Annotated in this window: 18 protein-coding genes and 1 pseudogene; 2 read left to right on the top strand and 17 right to left on the bottom strand. The window is 71.0% G+C overall.

Annotation, left to right across the window (positions count from 1 at the left end):
- Window positions 1-865: 865 nt before the first annotated feature.
- The 6 genes and pseudogenes from ABS52_17565 to ABS52_17540 form a co-directional block, all read right to left on the bottom strand.
- Window positions 866-1,858: pseudogene (locus tag ABS52_17565) on the bottom strand (AAA family ATPase).
- A 2-nt stretch (window positions 1,859-1,860) separates the two neighbouring features.
- Window positions 1,861-2,190, bottom strand: a complete 330-nt coding sequence (locus ABS52_17560) for a hypothetical protein (protein ID ODT01002.1) — start codon at window positions 2,188-2,190, stop codon at window positions 1,861-1,863.
- Window positions 2,187-2,474 carry a hypothetical protein gene (locus tag ABS52_17555; protein ID ODT01001.1) on the bottom strand — a complete coding sequence of 96 codons (288 nt, stop codon included), beginning with the start codon at window positions 2,472-2,474 and terminating at the stop codon, window positions 2,187-2,189. Before ABS52_17555 ends, ABS52_17560 begins: the two co-directional genes overlap by 4 nt.
- A 7-nt stretch (window positions 2,475-2,481) precedes the next feature.
- Entirely contained in the window at window positions 2,482-3,771 is a 1,290-nt protein-coding gene (locus ABS52_17550) for a hypothetical protein (protein ODT01000.1), read from the bottom strand.
- A gap of 172 nt (window positions 3,772-3,943) precedes the next feature.
- Window positions 3,944-4,621 carry a hypothetical protein gene (locus ABS52_17545; GenBank protein ODT00999.1) on the bottom strand — a complete coding sequence of 226 codons (678 nt, stop codon included), beginning with the start codon at window positions 4,619-4,621 and terminating at the stop codon, window positions 3,944-3,946.
- A 96-nt stretch (window positions 4,622-4,717) separates the two neighbouring features.
- Window positions 4,718-6,082, bottom strand: a complete 1,365-nt coding sequence (locus tag ABS52_17540) for a hypothetical protein (GenBank protein ODT00998.1) — start codon at window positions 6,080-6,082, stop codon at window positions 4,718-4,720.
- 242 nt (window positions 6,083-6,324) lie between these two features.
- Between ABS52_17540 and ABS52_17535 the strand changes: the two genes are divergently transcribed.
- Window positions 6,325-6,966, top strand: coding sequence for a hypothetical protein (locus ABS52_17535; protein ID ODT00997.1), 642 nt, complete (start codon window positions 6,325-6,327; stop codon window positions 6,964-6,966).
- On the top strand, window positions 6,963-7,595 hold the full coding sequence (locus ABS52_17530) for a DNA-binding response regulator (GenBank protein ODT00996.1): 633 nt from the start codon (window positions 6,963-6,965) through the stop codon (window positions 7,593-7,595). Before ABS52_17535 ends, ABS52_17530 begins: the two co-directional genes overlap by 4 nt.
- 79 nt (window positions 7,596-7,674) lie before the next feature.
- On the opposite strand, the gene ABS52_17525 is transcribed toward ABS52_17530, so the two are convergent.
- The 11 genes from ABS52_17525 to ABS52_17475 all read right to left on the bottom strand — a co-directional run bounded on the left by ABS52_17525 (window position 7,675) and on the right by ABS52_17475 (window position 21,412).
- Window positions 7,675-8,454, bottom strand: coding sequence for a hypothetical protein (locus tag ABS52_17525; GenBank protein ID ODT01004.1), 780 nt, complete (start codon window positions 8,452-8,454; stop codon window positions 7,675-7,677).
- A 55-nt stretch (window positions 8,455-8,509) separates the two neighbouring features.
- Entirely contained in the window at window positions 8,510-9,811 is a 1,302-nt protein-coding gene (locus ABS52_17520) for a hypothetical protein (GenBank protein ID ODT00995.1), read from the bottom strand.
- 110 nt (window positions 9,812-9,921) lie between these two features.
- A complete protein-coding gene (locus ABS52_17515; protein ODT00994.1) occupies window positions 9,922-12,198 on the bottom strand; it encodes a hypothetical protein in 2,277 nt (758 codons plus the stop codon).
- A gap of 156 nt (window positions 12,199-12,354) precedes the next feature.
- The gene (locus ABS52_17510) at window positions 12,355-13,704 is read right to left on the bottom strand and encodes a glycine--tRNA ligase (protein ODT00993.1); all 1,350 of its coding nucleotides are present in this window, start codon (window positions 13,702-13,704) and stop codon (window positions 12,355-12,357) included.
- Between the two features lie 256 nt (window positions 13,705-13,960).
- Entirely contained in the window at window positions 13,961-14,914 is a 954-nt protein-coding gene (locus tag ABS52_17505; GenBank protein ID ODT00992.1) for a hypothetical protein, read from the bottom strand.
- Window positions 14,915-15,013: 99 nt separating this feature from the next.
- On the bottom strand, window positions 15,014-16,045 hold the full coding sequence (locus ABS52_17500; GenBank protein ODT00991.1) for a hypothetical protein: 1,032 nt from the start codon (window positions 16,043-16,045) through the stop codon (window positions 15,014-15,016).
- A gap of 3 nt (window positions 16,046-16,048) precedes the next feature.
- On the bottom strand, window positions 16,049-17,344 hold the full coding sequence (locus tag ABS52_17495; GenBank protein ID ODT00990.1) for an adenylosuccinate synthase: 1,296 nt from the start codon (window positions 17,342-17,344) through the stop codon (window positions 16,049-16,051).
- A gap of 188 nt (window positions 17,345-17,532) precedes the next feature.
- Window positions 17,533-18,660: a hypothetical protein gene (locus tag ABS52_17490; protein ODT00989.1), complete on the bottom strand. Its 1,128-nt coding sequence runs from the start codon at window positions 18,658-18,660 to the stop codon at window positions 17,533-17,535.
- A 3-nt stretch (window positions 18,661-18,663) separates the two neighbouring features.
- Window positions 18,664-19,767, bottom strand: a complete 1,104-nt coding sequence (locus tag ABS52_17485; protein ODT00988.1) for a multidrug ABC transporter permease — start codon at window positions 19,765-19,767, stop codon at window positions 18,664-18,666.
- Window positions 19,764-20,498: a hypothetical protein gene (locus ABS52_17480; protein ID ODT00987.1), complete on the bottom strand. Its 735-nt coding sequence runs from the start codon at window positions 20,496-20,498 to the stop codon at window positions 19,764-19,766. The genes ABS52_17485 and ABS52_17480 overlap by 4 nt, the downstream gene beginning before the upstream one ends.
- A complete protein-coding gene (locus ABS52_17475; protein ODT01003.1) occupies window positions 20,495-21,412 on the bottom strand; it encodes an ATPase in 918 nt (305 codons plus the stop codon). The genes ABS52_17480 and ABS52_17475 overlap by 4 nt, the downstream gene beginning before the upstream one ends.
- Window positions 21,413-21,464: the final 52 nt, after the last annotated feature.

Genomic DNA, 21,464 nt, shown 5'->3' with positions numbered 1-21,464 from the left:
TGTCGACGAAGCTGCAGAAATGTCCGTGCATCAGCGGATGGAGCTTGACCACCGTGTGCAGTCCCCGCTCTCCGAGCCGAGACGTGAGCTCCGCGGCGTCGACGGTGACGGTGCCGTCGAGGCGGAACGTCGGAGCGAACACCGCGACGCGCACCCCGCGCAGATGAGGATGCCGTTCGTAGATGCGCTCGCGGGTCGCCTCCGCCCGGGCCGGGTCACGGAGGCGGTCGACGCGGGGCAGGGGCGCGACCACCACCCGGTCAAGCGGTGTGCCGAATGCCTCGGCGTACGCCGGCCGGCACTCTTCGGCGCTCGTGAGCACCAGGTCGTACCCCTGATGCATGCGCATGGCGGCCGCGAGACGTTCGTCGCGACCCTCGTCCTGTCCGAGAATGCTGAGGCCGAACTTCTTGAAAGCGCCCAGTGCGTGCCAGATCTGGATGACGGTCAGCGACCGACGGTGGGTGAGCACGCTCGCCACGATCGCGTACGTGTCGACGACCAACACCTGAGCGGTCGCCACGTGATACAGCTGGGTCAGCATGTGCAGGGCGTACCGCGCCTTGCCGACGATCCCCGGCGGCACCATGCGCACCAGGGAGACGACCCTCACCGACGGGTCGAGGGCGGTGATCGCCTCGCGCACGTCGAGGAAATCCTGCGGTTCCGTCGTGTGTTCACGGCTGATCATCACCACCTTTCGGCGCACGGGCAGTAGCTTCAACGGTGCGTAGACCAGCCTCAGGCTGGTGCGCGCCAGCCAGGCGACGGCCAGTTGGATGCCGATGCGCCCGCCCAGCCGGGTGGGTTCGGGAGTCCCGCCCGGGGCGACGGTGGCGGCATCCACGTCGGCGTGGCGACGGAGGATGACCTCCCGCACGATCCGCTCCGCCCCGACCCCCTCCGCCTCCGCCGCGAAATTCGGCAGCACCCGGTGCCGAAGCACCGGCGCCGCCACCCGGCGAATGTCCTCCGGCGCCACCGCCATGCGACCGCTCAACAGCGCGTGCGCCTTGGCGCCAAGGATCAACGCCTGCCCCGCGCGCGGCCCCGCCCCCCAGCGCGCATACTTGCGCACCAGCTCCGGCGCCCCCGGCGAATCGGGACGCGTGGCCCGCGCCAACGCCGCCGCGTACCGCAACGCCGGCTCGCTCGCCGCCACGTCGCGCGCCAGCCGCTGCAGCGCCAGCACCTCCGCTCCATCCAGCACCGGCTCGAGCTCCACCCCCTCCCGCCCCGTCGTGGCCCGCAGGATCGCCACCTCCTCCTCTTCCCCGGGGTAGCCCACCCGGATGTCGAACAGGAACCGGTCGAGCTGCGCCTCGGGGAGCGGATACGTCCCTTCCTGCTCGATCGGGTTCTGCGTGGCGAGCACGAAGAACGGCTCCGGGAGGCGCATCGTCTCTCCCGCCGCCGTCACCCGGTGCTCCTGCATCGCCTCCAGCAGCGCCGCCTGCGTGCGCGGCGGGGCACGGTTGATCTCGTCCGCCAGCACGATGTTGGCAAAGACCGGCCCCTTCACGAAGCGGAACGCGCGCCCCCCCGTGCTGCTGTCCTCCTCCAGGATCTCCGTCCCCGTGATGTCGCTCGGCACCAGGTCGGGCGTGAACTGGATGCGCCGGAAGTCGAGCCGCATGGCATCGGCCACCGAGCGGATCATCAGCGTCTTCGCCAACCCGGGGACCCCCACCAGGAGCGCGTGCCCCCCGGCCAGGATCGCCATCAGGATCTCGTCGATCACGTCGCGCTGCCCCACGATGCGGCGCGCCACTTCCTCGCGTAGACGCGACGCAGCCGCCAGCAACGCCTCGGGCGTGGTGGCGGCAGCGGACGAAGACCTGGGAGAAACGGACGGAATACTCAGCGGACTGGACGACGACGACGGTTGGTGAGCAGGAAGATCGATCCGTGCTTCGCGCCGGCATCGGCCAGCGATACCCGCTCGTCGAGCACTTCCCAGCCGGCCAGCTTCATCACGTACCCCGCCACGCTCCCCTCCTCGTCAGGCATCATCGCCTGCAGGGCGCGCTCCTTCACGACCGAGACCGGCGTGTCGGCGGGGGCATCGATGCGAACGGTATCCCACACCTCGGGCACCTGCACCCGGATCGTGATGACCGGCTCGCTCCCCGTGCCAAGGCGGATTACGTCGGGACGGCTCCGCAGCTGCGCCGTGAACGGGACGCTCATGCCGTCACCTCGGCGGCCGGAGGGAGCGTGGCGAAGAAGCGGGAGACCTGGGCATCGAACATATACGTGCCCACGGTGACCACCGTTGCCCCGTCGCGCTCGACGGCGCCGACCGCGATCTCCTCCCCCCCCTGCCCCCGGAAGGTGGCGTACGACGGTCCCTCCTGCTCGGGGAAGGCCGAGTAGATGCTGACGCGCCGCGTGAAGAACTCCTTGGCGGCGGCCAGCACCTCGGCCGGGGTCAGCGTCGTGCGCGTCTCCTGCAGCGTGCGTCGTTGCGTCATGCCCGTCTCACGTGATCGTTAGGTTGCCCCGCGCATCCAGCACGGGCTCGAACTCCAGCGGGATCGACACCGTGAACGTCGTCCCCGACCCCGGCGCCGAGTCCATCTCCACGTCCCCGCCCAGCACCCGGCTGAGACGCCGGGCCAGCGCCAGCCCCAGCCCCGAACCGCCGTAGCGGCGCGTCGCCGAGCCATCCGCCTGCCGGAACTCCTCGAACACCAGCGCGTGCGACTCGGCCGGGACCCCGATTCCGGTATCGGCGATTCGGTACTGCACCCGGTCGCCCGCCAGCGAGACCCCGACCTCGACGTGCCCGCGCTGGGTGAACTTGTAGGCGTTGCGCAGCAAGCTAACCAGGATCTTGGCGATTTTCTTCCGGTCCGACCTGATGCGCGGAAGGAATCGCGGCGGGGGCGCCACGACCAGCTCCACCTCCTCCGGGCGCCCGGGGACGGTCTCGACCACCTCCTGCAGCACCAGCGCCGGGTCGAACTCCTCGATGAACAGCGACAGTTCCCCGCGATTCAGCGTCGTCAGCTCGAGGAGGTCCTCGATCAGTTCCAGGAGTCGTTCGCTCGAGCGCTTCACGTGGTGCAGGTCCTGGCGCTGCCCCTCCGTGAGGGGCCCCGAAAGCTCTTCCTGGAGGATCGAGATGTATCCCAGCACCGACGTCAGCGGCGTGCGGAGCTCGTGCGAGATGTTGGCGAGGAACTCGTCCTTGGCCCGCCGGGCCTCGACGACGGCAGCGTACTGCCGCTCCAGTTCGGCGTTCGTCTCGGTCAGCGCCGCATTGGTCCGTCGCAGCTGGTCGATGAGCGAGGCCTTCTCGGCGGTGGCCGCCATCTGGTCGGCGACCAGCCGCATGATCGCCCGCGACTCCTTCTGCCGCGCCCCGGCGTCGGCGAAGTAGAACGTCACCGCCCCCAGCACCCGGCTCCCCGTCTGCAGGGGGAGCGCCACCAGCGACTTGAAGCCCAGCTCCGACGCCACCTCGGCCCAGTCCTCGAGGTCCGTGTCGGCGAAGACGTCGGGGACCTCGATGATCCGCCGCTCGGCCGCCGCCTCGCCGCTGGGGCCGAAGCCGAGCCGGACCCGCATCTCGCTCAGCCACGGGCGAAAGCGGTCGGGCCAGTTGTGCGACGCGACCAGCTGCATCAGCTCCGAGACGCCGTCGACCAGGTAGACCGAGGCGAACGTCGCCCCCACGAGGGGGCTCACCCGGTCGAGGGCGAACTGGAAGACCTCCTCGGGACGGTCGGCGTTGAGGAAGGCGTGCACGATCTCGCGCACCGCCATCAACTCGCGCAGCGACTCCTGGGTCGGCGAGGGCGGAAGGACAGGGGGCGTCGACGCGCGCCTCCTGCCGGGGGGCTGACGAGAGGTCCTGGGCACGGCGGGAGAGTCTAACGCTTGTTCGCCATGCCGTGAAGAACGACGCGCCCGCGGGTCGCCGTCTCCCGCCCCACCCTCACTTCCCGGGCTGCGCGGCCCGCACCTCGACGATGAAAGTGAGGGCGTGCTTCGGCATCGACAGGATCTGTGCCACCGTCTCGGCCACGTCGTCGGGGCGGAGGGCCCACCCCTTGCGCGACCCGCCCGGGGTCAGCTCCGTCGCCACCGAGCCCGGCATCACGACGGAGACCTTCACCCCGTATTCGCGCACCTCGAGCATGAGCGCCTCGCTCAACGCCTGCACGGCGTGCTTGGTGGCGGCGTAGCCGCTCCCGCCCACGAAGCTGTTGCGACCGGCGATGGACGAGATGTTGATCACGTGCCCGGCCCCCCGGGCGATCATCCCGGGCAGGAGCGCTCGCGTGACGTGGTAGATGGCGTCGACGTTGACGTCCATCATCTCCCGCCACTCGCCCGGAGTCAGGTCGATGAACGGCTTGCGGTGCATGACCCCGGCATTGTTGACGAGCACGTCGGCCTGGATCCCGTCGAGGGCGGCGGCGATGGCGGCCGGGTCGCGCAGGTCGACGTCGATGGCGGTGCAGCGTCCCCCACGCTCGGCGATCTCCGCGCCTAACGACCGGAGGGCATCCTCGCTGCGGGCCAGGGCGACGATGTCGTACTCGCGGGCCAGGCGGAGCGCCGTGGCGCGGCCGATCCCCTTGCTGGCTCCGGTGATGACGGCGGTGGGCATTCTGGAGGAGAGGACGAGAGGACGAGAGGACGAGAGGACGAGAGGACGAGAGGACGAGAGGACGAGAGGACGAGAGGACGAGAGCAGGCGACGAGGTCAGGGAGCCAGGGCGCACATCCGCTGCACGATCCCGTGCACCAGCTGCACGCCGAAGCCGAGGGCGTCGACGGGGACGCGTTCGTCGTGCCCGTGCATCCGGTCCTCGTCGTCCTGCGTGAGCGGGAACGGAAGGATGCCGTAGCAGGCGATCCCGGCCTTGCGCAGCGTCGCCGAGTCGGTCGCGCCGGTGGAGAGATACGGCACCGTGATGATGCGCGGGTCCAGCGCGGTGACGCTGTCGGCGATTGCCCGGAACATCGGTGCGTCGATCGGCGACGTCGGGGCGTCGTCGCCGCTGGCGCTCACCTCCAGCGTCACCTCGGGATCTCCCACCACGGCGCACAGGCGCTCGATGCACGCGGTGATCGGCTCGCCGGGGAGGGTCCGGATGTTCAGCGTGGCCTTCGCCTCGGCGGGGATGACGTTGGAGCGGATCCCGCCGCTGACCAGCGTGGGGGAGATCCCGTTGCGGAGGAGCGCATTCATCGACGGGACGGCGGCCAGGGCACCCGCGCCGGCGGCCACGCGCTCGCCATCGCCAGATGCAACGTCGGCCATCGCCTTGCGCAGCGCGGCATCGGGCCAGGCGGCGGCCAGTTGGCCGAAGAACGCGCGCGTGACCCCGGACAGCGCCAGCGGCTCCTCGTGCGCCGCGATGCGGGCGATGGCGTTGGCGAGGCGCGTGATGGCGTTGCCGGGCAGCGGGATGGACGCGTGCCCCGCGGGCCCCCGCGCGGTCACGGTCACGTTGTGCGGGACCTTCTCGGCGCATTGCACGGCGGCATAGAGCGGCTGCCCGTCCACCACGCGGACCCTCCCGCCCTCGTTCAGGGCGACCTCGGCGTCGATCAGTTCGCGGCGGTGCTCGAGCACCCAGTCGATCCCGTACGCCCCCCCCGTCTCCTCATCGGACGTGGCGAGGAAGATGATGTCCCGAGAGGGGCGGCGTCCCGACGCCGCCATCGCGCGACCGACGAGGAGCATCGCGGCCAGGTTGCACGCCAGCATCCCCTTGTCGTCGATGGCGCCCCGCCCGTAGACGTAGCCGTCGCGGAGCTCACCTCCGAACGGGGGGACGCTCCACTTCTCCGCCTCGACCCCCACCACGTCCATGTGCGCCATCAGCAGGAGCGCTCGCGCCGAGCCATCTCCCCGGAGGCGCGCGATCAAGGCCGCCCGTCCCTCGGCCGGCTCATCGAGCCACGTCTCGATCCCCTCGGCACGGAACACCCCGTCGAGGTAGCGCGCCACCGCGAGCTCGTTTCCGGGCGGATTGCTGGAGTCCAGGCGGATCAGCGCCTGCAGGTGGGCGATGGTCTCGTCGAGGATCGTGCGGGAGGGAGTGACGGGCACGTCGGTCATTCGTGGGGAGGGTTGGGGCCAGTGCGAAGCCTAGCCGCGCGCGACGGGGGCTTCCAGAGGACGTCGCGGGGGGCGTGGTGGAGGACGTGGAGCGGATGTGGTGGAGGCGTGCGACGCCACGCCGCATCCCTCCGTCGTCGCCCCTCCCCTCGCAGGCGCGCGTGCCGCACATTGTCGGAGTGCCGACAAACACACCCGAATCCCGGAAGCCGGGGCCACGCGAGGTCGGTGCGTCGCGCCGCATGCTCGCCATCACCGAGTGGGAGCTGCAACGCATCCTGCTCGACATCCACGACGGCCCGGTGCAGCACATGTACGCCGCGCTCTCGCAGCTCGAGCTGATGGAAGCGGCGCTCGAGCGGTCCACCGGCGTCGACTCGGAGGTCCTCCAGCGCAAGGACCGCATCCGCAAGCTCCTCGAGGACGGGCTCAGCGAGGTCCGCTCCTTCATCGGCGCCTTTCGCTCGCCGGAGTTCGAGCATCGCCCGCTCCGGCAGCTGGTGGACGAGCTGATCCTCCAGCACGAGCACCTGACGGACACCCGCATCGTCCTCGAGGCCGACCCCGACCTCCCTCCGGAGGACCTTCCCGTGCGCATCGCCCTGTATCGCATCCTGCAGGAAGGGCTCGCCAACGCCTATCGGCATGGCGGGGCGAGCAAGGTGACGATTGCCCTGCGGGCGGTGCATGGGTCGGCACGCCCGCGGCTTCGCATGTCGATCGTCGACAACGGAGCCGGCTTCGACACCACCAATGCCCTTGGCGAGTCGCACTTCGGGCTGCGCGGGATGCGCGACCGGGTGGAGATGGTCGGCGGATCGTTCGAGCTGGTGAGCGCCCCCGGCCAAGGGACTCGGGTCACCGTGGAGGTCGACGCCTCGTGAACCCGCGCCTCCGCGTCGTCCTCGCCGACGACCACGCCCTGGTGCTGGAGGGGCTGCGATCGCTCCTGGACGCGCAACCCGACATGCAGGTGGTGGGCGCCGCCACCGACGGCGCGCTGGTGATGGACCTGATCCGTGCGCACAAGCCCGATGTCGTGGTGCTCGACCTCGAGATGGGGACGATGAGCGGGCTCGCCTGCCTCGAGCGCATCCGCGCCGAGCGGATACCGGTGCGCGTCCTCGTCCTCTCGGCGTATGGCGACGGGACGTCGATGCGGGCGGCCCTCGACGGCGGTGCCGACGGCTATGCACTCAAGACCGACCCGCCGCGCAACACGGTCGACGCCATCCGCCAGGTCTCGCGGGGGCAGCTCGTCTTCCCGATCGCCGCCCGGCGATGGCTCCTGGGGAAGCCGACCTCGTCGGACCCGCGGCAGCTGACGGAGCGCGAGGAGTCGGTACTGGCCCTCCTCGCCGAGGGGGCCACCAACGCCGAGATCGCCCGCCGCCTGCGCGTGAGCGAGAACACGGTGAAGTTCCACCTGCAGAACCTGTACACGAAGCTCAACGTCGGGAACCGGACCGAGGCGGTGGCGGTCTACCTGCGGGAGCGTGCCCCGAGGCGTTAGGCATGGACTCGTCTTCTCGTCTTCTCGTCTTCTCGTCTTCTCCTCCCATCGTCTTCTCGTCCCATCGCGTGTCCGCCGACTAGCGCATCAGCTCCTGCAGTCGCTCGCTGTTGGTGCGGCTCGAGGTCAGCTTGGTCCCGTCGGCCATGGTGATGACGTACTCGCCATGCCCCCACGGCTCGATGCGCCTGATGCGATCGATGGCGACGATCGCCGAGCGGTGCACGCGCACGAAGCGGTCGGGGTCGAGCCGCGCCTCGATGCCGCGCATCGACTCCCGCACCAGGTGGCGGCGACCGGGGGTGCATAACGCGACGTAGTTCCCCTCCGCCTCCACGCGTTCGATGTCACCCGCCGCCACGAAGTAGACCCCCCTGGCGTCGCGAACGGGAAAGCGCGCCGGGAAGCGCGGCCTCGGGCGCAGCTCGGCGAGTGCCTCGAGCGCGGCTCGCAGCTCGCCGCCGTCGGCCGGCTCGCCCCCCTTCCCCGCCGTCGAGAGCCGCCCCTCGAGTCGCGCGATCGTCCGGTCGAATCGGTCGATGTCCACCGGCTTCACCAGGAAGTCGATGGCCCCGAGGTCGAAGGCCCGTACGGCATGCGAATCGAAGGCGGTCACGAAGACGATCGACGGCAGCGACGCTCCCGCCTCGGCGTCGGCCGCGAGCGCCTCGCCGACGGCCACGCCGTCGAGCTCGGGCATGCGCACGTCGAGGAAGAGGACGTCGACGTGTTGCACCTGCAGGGCATCGAGCACCTCGCCGCCGTCGGCACACTCCGCGACGATTTCGAACGCGGGATGGTGGTCGAGCAACGTCCGCAGGCGGAGGCGGGCGAGCGGCTCGTCGTCGGCGACGAGCACCGACCAGCGGCGTGCCCCCAGCGGGCGGCGCCTTGCCTCTTCCCGGCGCGACGGGTCAGGCATGCGCCCCCGTGGCACGCGGATCGAGGGTGCGCAACGGCAGGTGTACCACGGCCCGTGTCCCCCCGGCCGGCCCCGGCTCGAGGACGAGCGTCCCGGCCGCGCCGTGGAGTTGCCGCAGGCGCCGGCGCGTGTTGCGGACGCCGATGCCGCGCCCGTCGCCGTTCGCCGCCACGCCGTCCGTGGCGTTCGTGGCGTTCGTGGCGTTCGTGGAGTCCGTCCCGTCGCCCTCCGCCTCGTCGCCCCCGTACGCGCGCGCCCCCTCGGCCAGGCCGACCCCGTCGTCCTCCACCGTCAGCCGCAATCGCTGCCCGTCGCGCACCGCCTCGATCCGCACCCGCCCGGCACCGGACCGCTCGCCCAGTCCATGCTCCAGCGCGTTCTCCACCAGCGGCTGCAGCACCATCCAGGGGACCGCCGCGTCGAGGACCGCCGGGTCGATGACCCGTTCCACCGCCAGGCGGTCGCCGAAGCGCATCGCCATCAGCTCCAGGTACTGGTCCAGCACCTCGAGTTCGTCGCGTAGCGCGTGCTCCTCGCCCGCGGGGGCGCGCAGCGCCGAGCGCAGCAGCGTCGCCAGCCGCGTGAGCATCCGGTCGGCCGTGTACGGCTCGTGGTGCACGAGCGCGGTGATCGCGTTCAGGGTGTTGAACAGGAAATGCGGCTGCAGCTGGGCGCGGAGGGTGGCCAGCCGGGCTTCGGCCAGCGACTGGGCGAGCCGCGCCGCCTCGACCTCGCGGGCGCGAAGCCCGGTGTAGAAGTGCACCGCGTGCAGCAGCCCGGCGACAATGAAGAAGGTCGCGAAATAGCTGAGCATCCGCGCCACGTCGCTCCCCGGACTCTCCGGGACGCCGATGAGCATCGCCACCACCGGGGCCATGGCGTACTGCCGCACCGCCGCCAGGAGCAACATCCCCGCGCCGAGGATCAGGGCGTTGCGCAGCCAGTGCCGGCGCGCCACCGGCGCCACGCGGACCAGCCAGGCCATGACCGGGACCAGCGGGAGGCAGGCCCACCAGATCGCCAGCGACGTGCCGATCTGTCGCCCCCACGCCACGGACTCCCCGCGGTCGAGCGCCGTGATCCCCGCGCGCAGCGCGTAGAGCAGGGCGAAGAAGGTGGTGAGGGCGATGGTCCCCCCAACCACCACGAGGCGATCGCGCCGCCGCGCGTCGGCGGACGCGACGCCAGTCGCGACGTCGGTCGCGCCCTCGGTCGCGAGGTCGGTCGCGAGGTCGGTCGCGAGGTCGGTCGCACCCTCCGGCGCGCCAGAGGGCGCACCGATCGTGGCGGACACCGCGGGCAATGGGGTCATGGAAGCGTGGGGAGCCGTCGAGGAATGCTGCCGTTATCCGAAAGCTGCGAACCGCCCCCCACGCTGTCCATGCGCCTGCCGCATCCGGCGCCCTACGGAAGGCGCGTCCACGACAGCTTCATCACCAACTGCCCGTCACGCGCCGCCGCCGGCACCAGCCCGCCGCTCCGGTCGGGGAGCGCCGCGCGCGAATTGTAGACGATGGCCACCGTCGAGAGGGGGGCATACTCCCACACGAAGCGCGCATTCAGCGCCCCCTGCCGCACCGCCGTGTTGTGCTGGTAGAACAACGCAAGCTGCAACCGCGGCGTCGCTGCCAGACGCACCTCAGGGGCCAGCAGGTGCGTCACATACCTCCCCTCGCGCCCCCCGACGCCGTCGAAGGCCGCCATCGTGTGCGCCGCGTCGACCGTCACGTGCGGGCGCGGCGCCCAGGACAGCCGCGTCGTCGCGCTCCGCAGCTGCCCGTCGAAGTAGCGCCCCGCCACGCCGTTCACGCTCACGGCAAGCGCCCGCGCATAGCTCGACTGGTACTCGGCCGACACGCGGGCGCCGGAGTAATCGCCCGGCGCCACCGTGACACCGGGGACCACGGCAAACGGGCGGTCGAGCGCCTGCCATTCCCCGATGACGTCGAGAAAGGCCCGCCCCCGGTCCATGAAGTCGGCCCCGAAGAGACGCGCCGTCACCTGCGCCTCCTGGAAGCGACGATCGCTCGCCCGCCACGAGACGTTTTCCGAGAGCGAGGGGCGGAAGCCGCGGATCGCGGCCGGGCGCCAGCGGGGGCGCCAGTCGAGGGTGACCCGCGAGGCGTTCCGTACGAGGTCGCCGCGCGCCACGAAGCCTGCAACCGGCGTGTAGTTCTTCCCTACGTACTCGATCGCCGTCACCGCCTCCACCCCGCGTGACGAGCGCGCTGCCTCGCCCCACCAGGCGAAGCCGTCGCCGCCCGCGCTCCCCCCCTCGGCGCGCGACGCCATCGCGCTCAGCGTGACGGCGGCGCTCGGCCGCGCAAAGGCGTCGATGGCGAGCGTCGCGCCCGCGGCGCCGGGCGTCGCCGACGTCGCGTCGCTCCATCGCTCCACCGCCAGGGCGCCGATGCGCAGCCGCCGGCCAAAGGTCCGTTGCGCACGCACAACGCCAAGGGTCGCCGACGGTGTCGTCCCGGCCTCTCCCTGCCGGATGGCGAGTGCGGCGCCGCTCCACTCGGCACCATGGTACACCGCCCGAACACCGCCATCGACGGGGAGCGGTGAACCGTTCTCCGTGAGCCCGACACTTCGGGTGAAGAACGGGAGGATGCGCTCCGGCGCCCCCACGGTGAACAACCCGCGATGCTCGAGGAAGAATGGGCGCCGCTCGGGGAAGAAGGCGTTGAAGCGCGTGAGGTTCACCACCTGGCGGTCGACGTCGGCGGCGGCGAAGTCGGTGTTCACGGTGAGGTCGATGACCGCGCTCGCATTCGGCTGCCACTTCACCTCGCCCCCCGCACTCGTGCGGTCATCGCGTGCCCCAACCATGCGCTGCGCCGCCACCACGTACGGGCGCACGATGACCGGCGATGTGGCGCTCGGCGGCCGGATCCCCTCGGTGATGGCCGCGTACTCCATGCGGAAGGGGCCGAAGTTGCGCGGATACTCCGACCACGCGGTCGTCTCGCCGATGCGCGGCGACTCGCGCGTGAAGTTGATGCGCCAGTCGCCCCCCCCGTCCGTGTATCGCAGCGTCGACCATGGAAGGGCGAACTCCGCCGTCCACCCCGCGGAGTCGGTGCTCGTCCGTGCCTGCCAGACGCCGTCCCAGTCGTTGTCGATCAGCCCCCCATCGGTGACCTGCGCGTCCCACTGTGCCCCGAACGCCGAGACGCCGAAGGCAAGGATCGATCGCCGGTCGCCCACGCCATCGATGGTGAGCCCCATGGAATCGCTGCGTCCCCAGTAGAAGTCGCGCTTCAGGTCTCGCGCGCGGAGGGAATCGCGCCCGGCGGAGTCGAAGGCGCGCATCGCGACGTACAGGAACCGGTCGTCCTGGGCGAGCCTGACCTCGGTATCGAAGCGCGCCTCACTCCCCTGTCGCGGCTCGATCTGCTTGAAGTCCCGCTGGGGGACCGCCTCGAGCCACGCCGGATCGTCGAGGCGGCCGTCGATGCGAATCGGGGTCGCCACTCGCGCGACCCGAAGCGACCGGGGCGCGGGGGCCGCGCTGGATGTCGGAGGGGCAACCCTTGCGACGCGCGAACCCGGTTCGGCGAGCGCCACCGGCGGCCGCCCTCCCGCCGACGCCTGGGCGATGGTGACACGAACCGGGACGACGATGTTGCAACTGGCGATGATGCAGGTCGTCACGATCAGGACGATGCGCGCGCGCATGCAGAAGGCTCCAGGAGAGGTGGTCGGAATGACCGTAGTCTCTCGTGGAGCCTCGAGCGCGGGTGGAGCGGGGTGACGATGTGGACCGCCGGTGGTGCGAAATGGACCCGCGCCCCCGCGGCGTCGCGACCGGGGCGCCCCCCGGCGGCGGCGTGGCTAGCCGATGGCGATGCGGCTGCTGATGTACTCGCGGACCGCGTTCGCCGCGATACGCTCCTGCGCCAGCGTGTCGCGGTCGCGCACGGTCACCGTCCCGTCGGTCATCGTCTGGCCGTCGATGGTGACGCAGAACGGCGTCCCGATCTCGTCCTGCCGGCGGTAGCGCCGCCCGATCGCCCCGCTCTCGTCGAGGAAGACGGGGAAGTGCGGGCGCAGTTCGTTCGCCAGCTTGTCGGCGAACTCGGGCATGCCGTCCTTCTTGGTGAGCGGGAAGACGCCGGCCTTGATGGGGGCGAGCGACGGGTGCAATCCGAGCACTACGCGCCCCTCCTCCTCGCCCGCGACCGCCTCCTCGCGATAGCCGTTGACGAGCACGGCGAGCGTCGTGCGATCGGCTCCCACCGACGTCTCGACGACGAACGGGACGTAGCGGCGGTTGCTCGCCTGGTCCACGTACTCGAGGCGCTTGCCGGAGTGCTCCTGATGGCGCGCCAGGTCGAAGTCCCCGCGATGGTGCACCCCCTCGATCTCCTGGAAGCCGAGCGTCCCCCCGAAGTCGAACTGGATGTCGAAGGCGGCGCGCGCATAGTGCGCCAGCTCCCCCGGCGTGTGCTGGTGGAAGAGGAGCCGGTCCTCGCGCAGCCCCAACGACTGGTGCCAGGCCATGCGCTGCGCCTTCCAGTACTCGAACCACTGCATGTGGTCCGACTCCGGGTCGACGAAGAACTGCATCTCCATCTGCTCGAACTCGCGGGTGCGGAAGATGAAGTTCCCCGGGGTGATCTCGTTGCGGAACGCCTTCCCGATCTGGGCGATGCCGAAGGGGACGCGCTGTCGCGACGCCTGCTGCACGTTCAGGAAGTTGACGTAGATCCCCTGCGCCGTCTCCGGCCGCAGGTAGACCACGGCCGCCGAATCCTCCACCGCCCCCATGAACGTCTTGAACATGAGGTTGAAGAGGCGCGGCTCGGTGAGCTGGCAGTCCGTGTGCTCCCCCGGGTGCTTGCTCGGCTTCCGCGGGCAGCGCGCATCCTCGAGCTTGTCGGCCCGGAAGCGCGCCTTGCACGCCTTGCAGTCGACGAGGGGGTCGGTGAAGCCCGCCACGTGCCCCGACGCCTCCCAGACGCGCGGATTCATCAGGATTGCCGCGTCCAGCCCCTCGATGTCGCTGCGGGCGCGCACCATCGCGTGCCACCAGCGGTCCTTCAGGTTCTTCTTGAGCTCGACGCCTAACGGGCCGTAGTCCCACACGGACCCCGTCCCCCCATAGATCTCGGAGGACTGGAAGATGAAGCCGCGTCGCTTGGACAGCGACACGAGTTTGTCCATGACGTCGGGGTGGGGCATACGGAACGGTGACCGGAGACGGGACTGGGGAGGGCGGCGTCGCGGGCGCTCGCGCCGGGCGCCGCTGCAAGCTAACGAATCGCATCCCCGGACTGCAGCACGCCGACCCGCCTCCCGTGGGGGCGACGCCCGCCCCTCTGGGCGCCGGTGGGAGGTGGTCGTCCCCCGCCCCGGTAGCCGGCGCCCTGCCGTCCCCCCACCGGCGGCAGCCGCGCCTCCCCGGGCGGTCCCCCGCGGCGGTGCTACCGCGGCGGTGCTACCGCGTCCCCCCGTCGTCCCCACCCAGTTCGCGGTACCAGGCCGCGAACGCGCGCTCGAAGAACACCTTGTTGAACAGGGCCCACTCGCCTAACGACGGAGACAGCGTGAATGCGCCCCCCGCCTCGGCGGCCGGCGTCCCGCGCGCATGCGCCGCGCGTGCCGCGCGCTCCACCTCGCCCAGCATCGCCAGGTAGCGCCCCACGTCGGCATCAGTGGCCACCGGACCGTGCCCCGGGACGTAGGTGGTCGTCCGCGCGCGCCGCAGCGCCTGGCTCGCCTGCGCCAGGGCGCTCGGCGTCGCGTCCACGTAGTTCGGGAACATCGCGTTCCAGACGAGGTCGCCCGTGAAGACCACCGAGGGCTCGTCGATCTCCACCGAGACGTCGCTCGCCGTGTGCCCGCGCCGCCGCACGAGCTGCACCTGGCGGTCGCCGAGGTCGATCGTCCACGCCGCCGATTCGTCGGGTGCCACGCCGCCCGACAGTGCCGCGCGCCGCGCCTCGTCGACCGGGAGGTTGCGGGCCAGCGCCGCCTGGCGCGACTCGGCCGTCGCGTGCACCACCGGGAGCCGGTCGCCGTCGCGATACCCGGCCACCCCGTTGCTGTGGTCGGCGTGGTAGTGGGAGATGACCGCGTGGGTGGGCCAGCGCCCGGTCAGCGCGCGTGATCGCTCCCCCAGCCACCTTGCCCCCTCCGGGGTCATGAACCCCTCGATCGCCACCACCCCCGTGCGCCCGGCGATCACCCCGCCATTGCAGACCGTGGTGCGCTCCCCGGTGAGCGGCGTGGAGATGAGCGCCCACACGCCATTCGCCACCTCCTCCAGCCGCCCGAACGGTTCGGTCGCCACCACGCGCCCGCCCCGTCCCTGCGCCCACAGCGCGCGCGTCGCCGCCGGTGCCAGGCTCGCCGCCAGCGCCAGGTGCGCCGCGCACGACACGCCATCCACGAGAAACTTCCGCCGGCTGCAATCGCTCATGTCACCCTCGGAAAGGAGCAATCGGTGTCCCAACCTCCACCTCCCACCTCCCATCCCCCGTCCCCCGTCTCAGGAGTCCAACTCCCGGCTCAGCACTGGCGCCGCCGGCGGTGCCGCTCCGCGCAGCCGCGCCGCGATGAAGTCCCCATGGTACCGCCCGTTCTCGATGAAGACCTTGTTCGCGTCGTACCCCGCCGTCACCACCCCGGCAATGAAGAGCCCGGGGACCGTCGTCTCCAGCGTCGCCGGATCGTGCGCCGGAATCCCCGTGGCCGGGTCGATCGGGACCCCCGCCGAGCGCAGGAGCTCCACATTGGGGGCGAAACCGGTCAGGAGGAAGACATGCTCGGCCGGGACGGTCGCGCCCTCCCCAGCGGCGTTCACCACCTGCACGTCGTCGCCCCGGATGGCCGTGACCCGGGAGTTCCACTGCGCCCGGATCGCCCCTTCGGCGATCCGGTTCTCGAGGTCGGGGAGGATCCAGGGCTTGATCTTCTTGTCGAAGGTGGGGCCGAAGTGCACCAGAGTCACCCGGGCGCCGGCGCGCCAGAGGTCGAGCGCCGCCTCGGCCGCCGAGTTGCCGCCCCCCACCACCACGGCCGCCTGCTGGAAGGCGACGTGCCCTTCGCGGTAGGCGTGCGTCACGTGCGGGAGATCCTCGCCCGGGATGCCGAGCCGGTTGGGCGACCCCCAGTAGCCGGTGGCGACGACGACGGCGCGGCAGGGCACCTCGCGCGTCTCGCCGTTCCGCCGGCGCGTGTGCACGACGAACGCCGGTGCCGCTCCGGTGATCGCCTCCACGCGCTCGTACTGTCGCACCGTGAGCCCGAAGTGCTTCACCACCGCCCGGTAGTACGTGAGCGCGTCGCGCCGCGTGGGCTTGGCCTCGGCGATGACGAATGGGAGCCCGCCTAACGACAGCTTCTCGGCGGTGGAGAAGAAGGTGGCGTAGGTCGGGTACTGGGTGATCGACGACACAAGGCAGTCGGCATCGATCACCAGGGAGGTGAAGCCGGCCCGCTGGAGCGAGATGGCCGCCGCCAGCCCGCAGGGGCCGGCCCCCACCACCACGACGTCGGGGTGCCGTTCCGCCGCCGGCATCGCTCAGCGCTCCGCGGCCGTCGTCTCGATGATCTGGTCGCGGCGCGTCCCCACCGAGACGAAGCGAATCGGCGCGTCCACCAGCGCCTCGATGCGGTCCAGGTAGGCCCGGGCCTCGCGCGGAAGGTCGGCCAGCGACCGCGCGTCCGCCGTGGACCGCTTCCACCCCGGGAACCACTCGTACACCGGCTGCAGCGCGTCCAGCTCCGTGATGTCGGCCGGGAACTCGTCGTATACCACCTCGCCCACCCGGTAGCCGGTGCAGATGCCTACCGTGCCCAGCGTGTCGAGGACATCCAGCTTGGTCACCGCCAGGTCGGTCAACCCGTTCACCCGCACCGCGTAGCGCACCACTACGGCGTCGAACCAGCCGCAGCGCCGCGGGCGCCCCGTCGTGGCGCCGAACTCGTTCCCCAGCTTCCGCACCTCGCTCGCCAGCGGCTCGTCGAGCTCGGTGGGGAGCGGGCCGTTCCCCACGCGCGTCGTGTACGCCTTCACCACGCCTAACGCGGCGTGCAGCGCCATCGGCGAGATCCCGGCACCGGTCGCCGCCCCGCCGACCGTCGTGCTGCTCGACGTCACGAACGGGTACGTCCCATGGTCCACGTCGAGGAGCGACCCCTGCGCCCCCTCGAGGAGGATCGCCGCCCCTGACTTCGTTGCCCGGTGCAGCGCCAGCCCCAGGTCGTCGGACAGCGCCGTGAGCCGCGGCGCCAGCGCCTCCAATCGCTCCATCGTCTCGTCCACCGAGGCCCGCTTGGACGACCCGTAGCGTGCCAGCCGCATGTTCGCGGTCTCCACCCCCTGCTGCACGAGCGGGCGCAGCTGGTCCATGTGCTTGAGATCGATCACTCGCACGCCGCGGCGTCCCACCTTGTCCTCGTAGCAAGGGCCGATCCCGCGCCCCGTCGTCCCGATCGCCTTCGATGCCTGGCTCTCCGAATCCACCAGCTTGTGGTACGGCATCACCAGGTGCGCCCGGTCCGAGACATAGAGCCGCCCCTCCACGTCGATCCCGTCCTTCACCAGCTCGTCGATCTCGGTGAAGAGTGTCTCGGGGTCCAACACGACCCCGTTCCCGATGGCGCAGCGCACCCCGGGGTGCAGGATCCCCGACGGGATCTGGTGCAGGACGAAGGAGTCGTCGCCGATGTGCACCGTGTGCCCGGCGTTCGCCCCCCCCTGGTAGCGCACGACCCAATCGGCCTTCTCGGCGATCACGTCGACGAGCTTCCCCTTTCCCTCGTCGCCCCATTGGGCGCCGACCACCACGACGGTGCGTGTCTTCGAGTCGAACATGAGCGGGCTGGCTGGGCACCTCTCCCGCACCCGGCAAGGCGGGGCGGCCGGGAGGCGCACGACAAAAAAAGACGCCCCCGCGCGCAAGCGGGGGCGTTGGCGAAAGCTACCGCGCGCCCGGGGAGAGTCAACGACTCGGCCTCCCCTCCCGACTCCCGTCTCCCGCCTCCCGACTCCCGTCTCCCGACTCAGTGCGCCTGCTTCGAGTACTGCCGCACCGCCAGCGCCAGCACCCCTACCCCCCCGGCCGCCAGGATCGCCAGTGGCTTGGCGATCGTCTCCCACCCTGCCCCCTTTACGAGGACCGCGCGCATGATGAAGACGAAGTGCTTCACCGGGTTGGCCTCGGCCATCCACTGCGCCCAGCGCGGCATCGAGTCCACGGGGGTGAAGAGCCCGCTCATCAGCAGGTAGATGAGGACGATGAAGAAGGCCACGAACATCGTCTGCTGCTGCGTGCTCGTGAAGGTCGAGATCCAGAGCCCGATCCCGAGCGCCACCACCAGGTACACCGCCGCCGAGAAGAAGACGAGCGGGACGCTCCCCCGCGTCGGCATCCCGAACACCACCTTCCCGATCACCATCCCGATCGTGAAGATCACCAGCGACAGGATCCAGAACGGGAGGAGCTTGGCGGTGATGAAGGCCCCCTTGGTGATGGGGGTGACGTTGAGCTGGTCCAGCGTCCCCAGCTCCTTCTCGCGGGCGATGTTCTGCGCCGTCAGGAGCAACCCGATGATGGTCGTGAGCGAGACGAGGAGCGCCGGCACCATGTAGTGCTTGTAGTTGCGCGACGGGTTGAACCACCCCTGCGTCCGCAGCTCGAGCGGCGCCCCCACGGCCATCGCCCCCGCCGCCCCGCGCGGGAGGGTGACCCCGAGCTCCCGGGCGTAGTCCCCGAGCACCGCCAGCGCCGCCGCCTGCACGATCCCCGCCGCCGCCCCCTCCTCGGCGTTGAATTGCAGCTGGACGGGGGCGTGCCGCGCGCGCACCAGGTCCTGCTCGAAGCCGTGCGGGATGCGCAGCACCGCCGTCACCTCGCGGTCGAGGAGCGCCCCCTCCACCCCGGCCGGGGTCGGTTGGTAGCGCACCACGCGGAAGCGCCCGCCCCCCTCCAGCCGCTGCACCAGCCCCGCCGACACCGTCGTACGATCCTCGTCCACCACCGCCAGCGACGTCCGCTTGATGTCGAACGTCGCCGCGTTGGTCAGGATCAGGAGCTGCGCGACGGGGATGAAGAAGATCTGGAAGACCGTCGCCTTGTCGCGGAAGACCTGCAGGAATTCCTTCCGCATCAGGAAGAGGATGGTGCGCATGGGCTACTCGAGGCGGATGGCGAGGCGTCGCGCCCCGACGACCAGCAGGACGATGGTCTGCACGGCGAGGATCAGCGTCTCCTGCCACAGCGTGGCGATCCCCGCCCCCTTCACCATGATCCCGCGCACGATGATCAGGAACCAGCGGGCCGGGACCAGGTTCGAGAACAGCTGCAGCGGCGCCGGCATGGACTCGAGCGGGAAGATGAAGCCCGACAGCATCAGCGTCGGGAGGAGGAGCCCCGCCATGGCGGCGATCATCGCCGTGCGCTGCGTCTCGGCACGCGTCGAGATCACGATCCCCAGCGCCAGCGCCGTGATGATGTACAGGAACGACTCGGCCAGGAGGAGGACGATGCTCCCACGCAGCGGCATGCCGAACACCTGGCGCGCCGCCCCCAGCACCAGGAGGACGTTGGCGAACCCCATCACCACGTACGGCACCACCTTCCCCACCACGATCGCCCCGGGGCGCAGCGGCGAGACCAGGAGCATCTCCATCGTCCCGGTCTCCTTTTCCCGCGTGATGGAGATGGCCGTCATCATCGCCGACACGATCGTGAGCACGAGGGCGATGAGCCCGGGGACGAAGAGGTTCACGCTCTCCAGCGTGGGGTTGAAGCGCATGCGCGCGGCCACGTCGAGCCGCACCCCGCCGGTGCGTTGCACCTGCTCGCCGTGCCAGCGCTGCAGCACCGCCTGCGCATACGCCTGCATGATGCTCCCCGTGTTGGGGTCGGCGGCGTCGGTCACCAGCTCCACCGGCACCGGCGCCCGCCCCACCAGCGCGCGCTCGAGGTCCCCCGGGAGGACGATCGCCTGCCGGAACGTCCCATCCCGGAACCCCTCGTCGAGCGGGGCGATCGACGGATACACGCCCATCAGGCGGAAGCGCGGCGACGCATTGAATCGCTCGACGAGGGCGCGCGACGCCGGCCCCGGCGCCGGGTCGACGATCACCAGCCGGATGTCGTACACGTCCGTGCGCACCGCGAAGCCGAACAGGAGCACCTGCACCAGCGGCATGAGGAGCAGGATCCAGAACGTCTGCCGGTCGCGCAGGATGTGGAACGCCTCCTTGCGCACGAAGCCGAGGAACGACTTCATGCCGCCCCCGGGCGCGTGAGGCGCAGGAACACCTCGTCGAGCGAGGACGCCCCGAACGTCCCCTTCACCTCGCCGGGCGTCCCCATCGCCGCGATCGCCCCGTCGACCATGATCGAGAGGCGGTCGCAGTACTCCGCCTCGTCCAGGTAGTGGGTGGTCACCAGGACCGTCGTTCCGCCGGCGGCGGTCTCGTAGATCATCTCCCAGAAGCGGCGGCGGGTGATGGGGTCCACCCCCCCCGTCGGCTCGTCGAGGAAGACGATGCGCGGCGCGTGCAGGAGCGCCACCGAGAAGGCCAGCTGCTGCTTCCATCCCAGCGGGATGCGACGCACCAGCTCCTTGCGGGCATGCTCCAGCCCGATGCGCCCGAGCAGCGCGTGCATGCGCTCGGCGATCTGCGCGTTGGTGAGTCCGTAGATCCCCCCGTAGAGCGTGATGTTCTCCTGCACCGTGAGGTCGTCGTACAGCGAGAACTTCTGGCTCATGTAGCCGATGTGGCGGCGCACCGCCTCGGCATCGGTCGCCACGTCGTAGCCGGCCACCGTCGCCGCCCCCGCCGTGGGTTCGAGCAGGCCGATGAGCATCCGCATGGCGGTCGTCTTCCCCGCGCCGTTGGCGCCGAGGAAGCCGAACACCTCGCCCTGTGCCACGTGGAACGTGATGGCGTCGACGGCCGTGAAGTCGCCGAAGCGCCTCGTTAGGCCCCGGGCATCGATGGCCGGGCCGCTCATGCCGCCCCCTGCGCCACCATGTGCCACATGAAGGCGTCCTCGATCCCCGCCTCGATCGCCTCCACCTCCAGGTGCGCCATCCCCTCGGCGCGCGCGAAGGCCTCGAGCTCGTCGATGATCGACCCGGGCGACATCCCGGCCCGGGCATCGGTGTAGTGCACCACCTCGCCGAACGGCCAGACCGCGGCGGCATGCGGGAAGCGCCGCAGCGCGCCCAGCGTCCCGAGGCGGTCGGGGGCACGCACGGCGAAGATGGGGCGCGGATAGGCCGCGCTCACGTCGCCCGGCGCATCGACCAGGAGGAGGCGCCCCTTCTGCATCAGCGCCACCCGGTCGCACCGGCTCGCTTCGTCCATGTAGGGCGTCGAGACGACGATCGTCAGCCCGCCAGCGCGCAGCCGATCGAGCAGGTCCCAGAACTCGCGCCGCGAGACGGCGTCCACCCCGGTCGTCGGCTCGTCGAGGAAGAGGATGTCGGGGGCGTGCACGAGGGCGCAGCAGAGCGCGAGCTTCTGCTTCATCCCCCCGGACAACGCCCCCGCCCGGCGGCCGGCGAACGGTGCCAGTTGCCGCCAGATCGGCTCGATGATCGGCATCCCCGCGTCCACGCTCGTCCCGAACACCGACGCGAAGAACTGCAGGTTCTCGATCACGCTCAGGTCGGGATACAGCGAGAAGCGCCCGGGCATGTACCCCACGCGCGAGCGCAGCGCCCACAGGTCCGTCACCACGTCGAGCCCCAGCACGCGCACGCTCCCGGCGTCCGGCAGCAGCAACGTGACCATCGTGCGGAAGAGCGTCGTCTTCCCTGCCCCGTCGGGTCCGATGAAGCCGAACAGCTCCCCCTGCGCGATGTCCACCGACACGCCGTCGACCGCCACCACGTCGCCGAAGCGCTTGGTGAAGCCGCGCAGCTCGACCGCGTGGGTGACCGCGCCCCCCCCGTCCCCCGGGCGCCCGTCCCCC

This window comes from Gemmatimonadetes bacterium SCN 70-22, assembly GCA_001724275.1.
In the GTDB taxonomy this organism is placed as follows: Bacteria; Gemmatimonadota; Gemmatimonadetes; order Gemmatimonadales; family Gemmatimonadaceae; genus SCN-70-22.
This window is presented reverse-complemented; position numbering and strand designations above follow the sequence as displayed.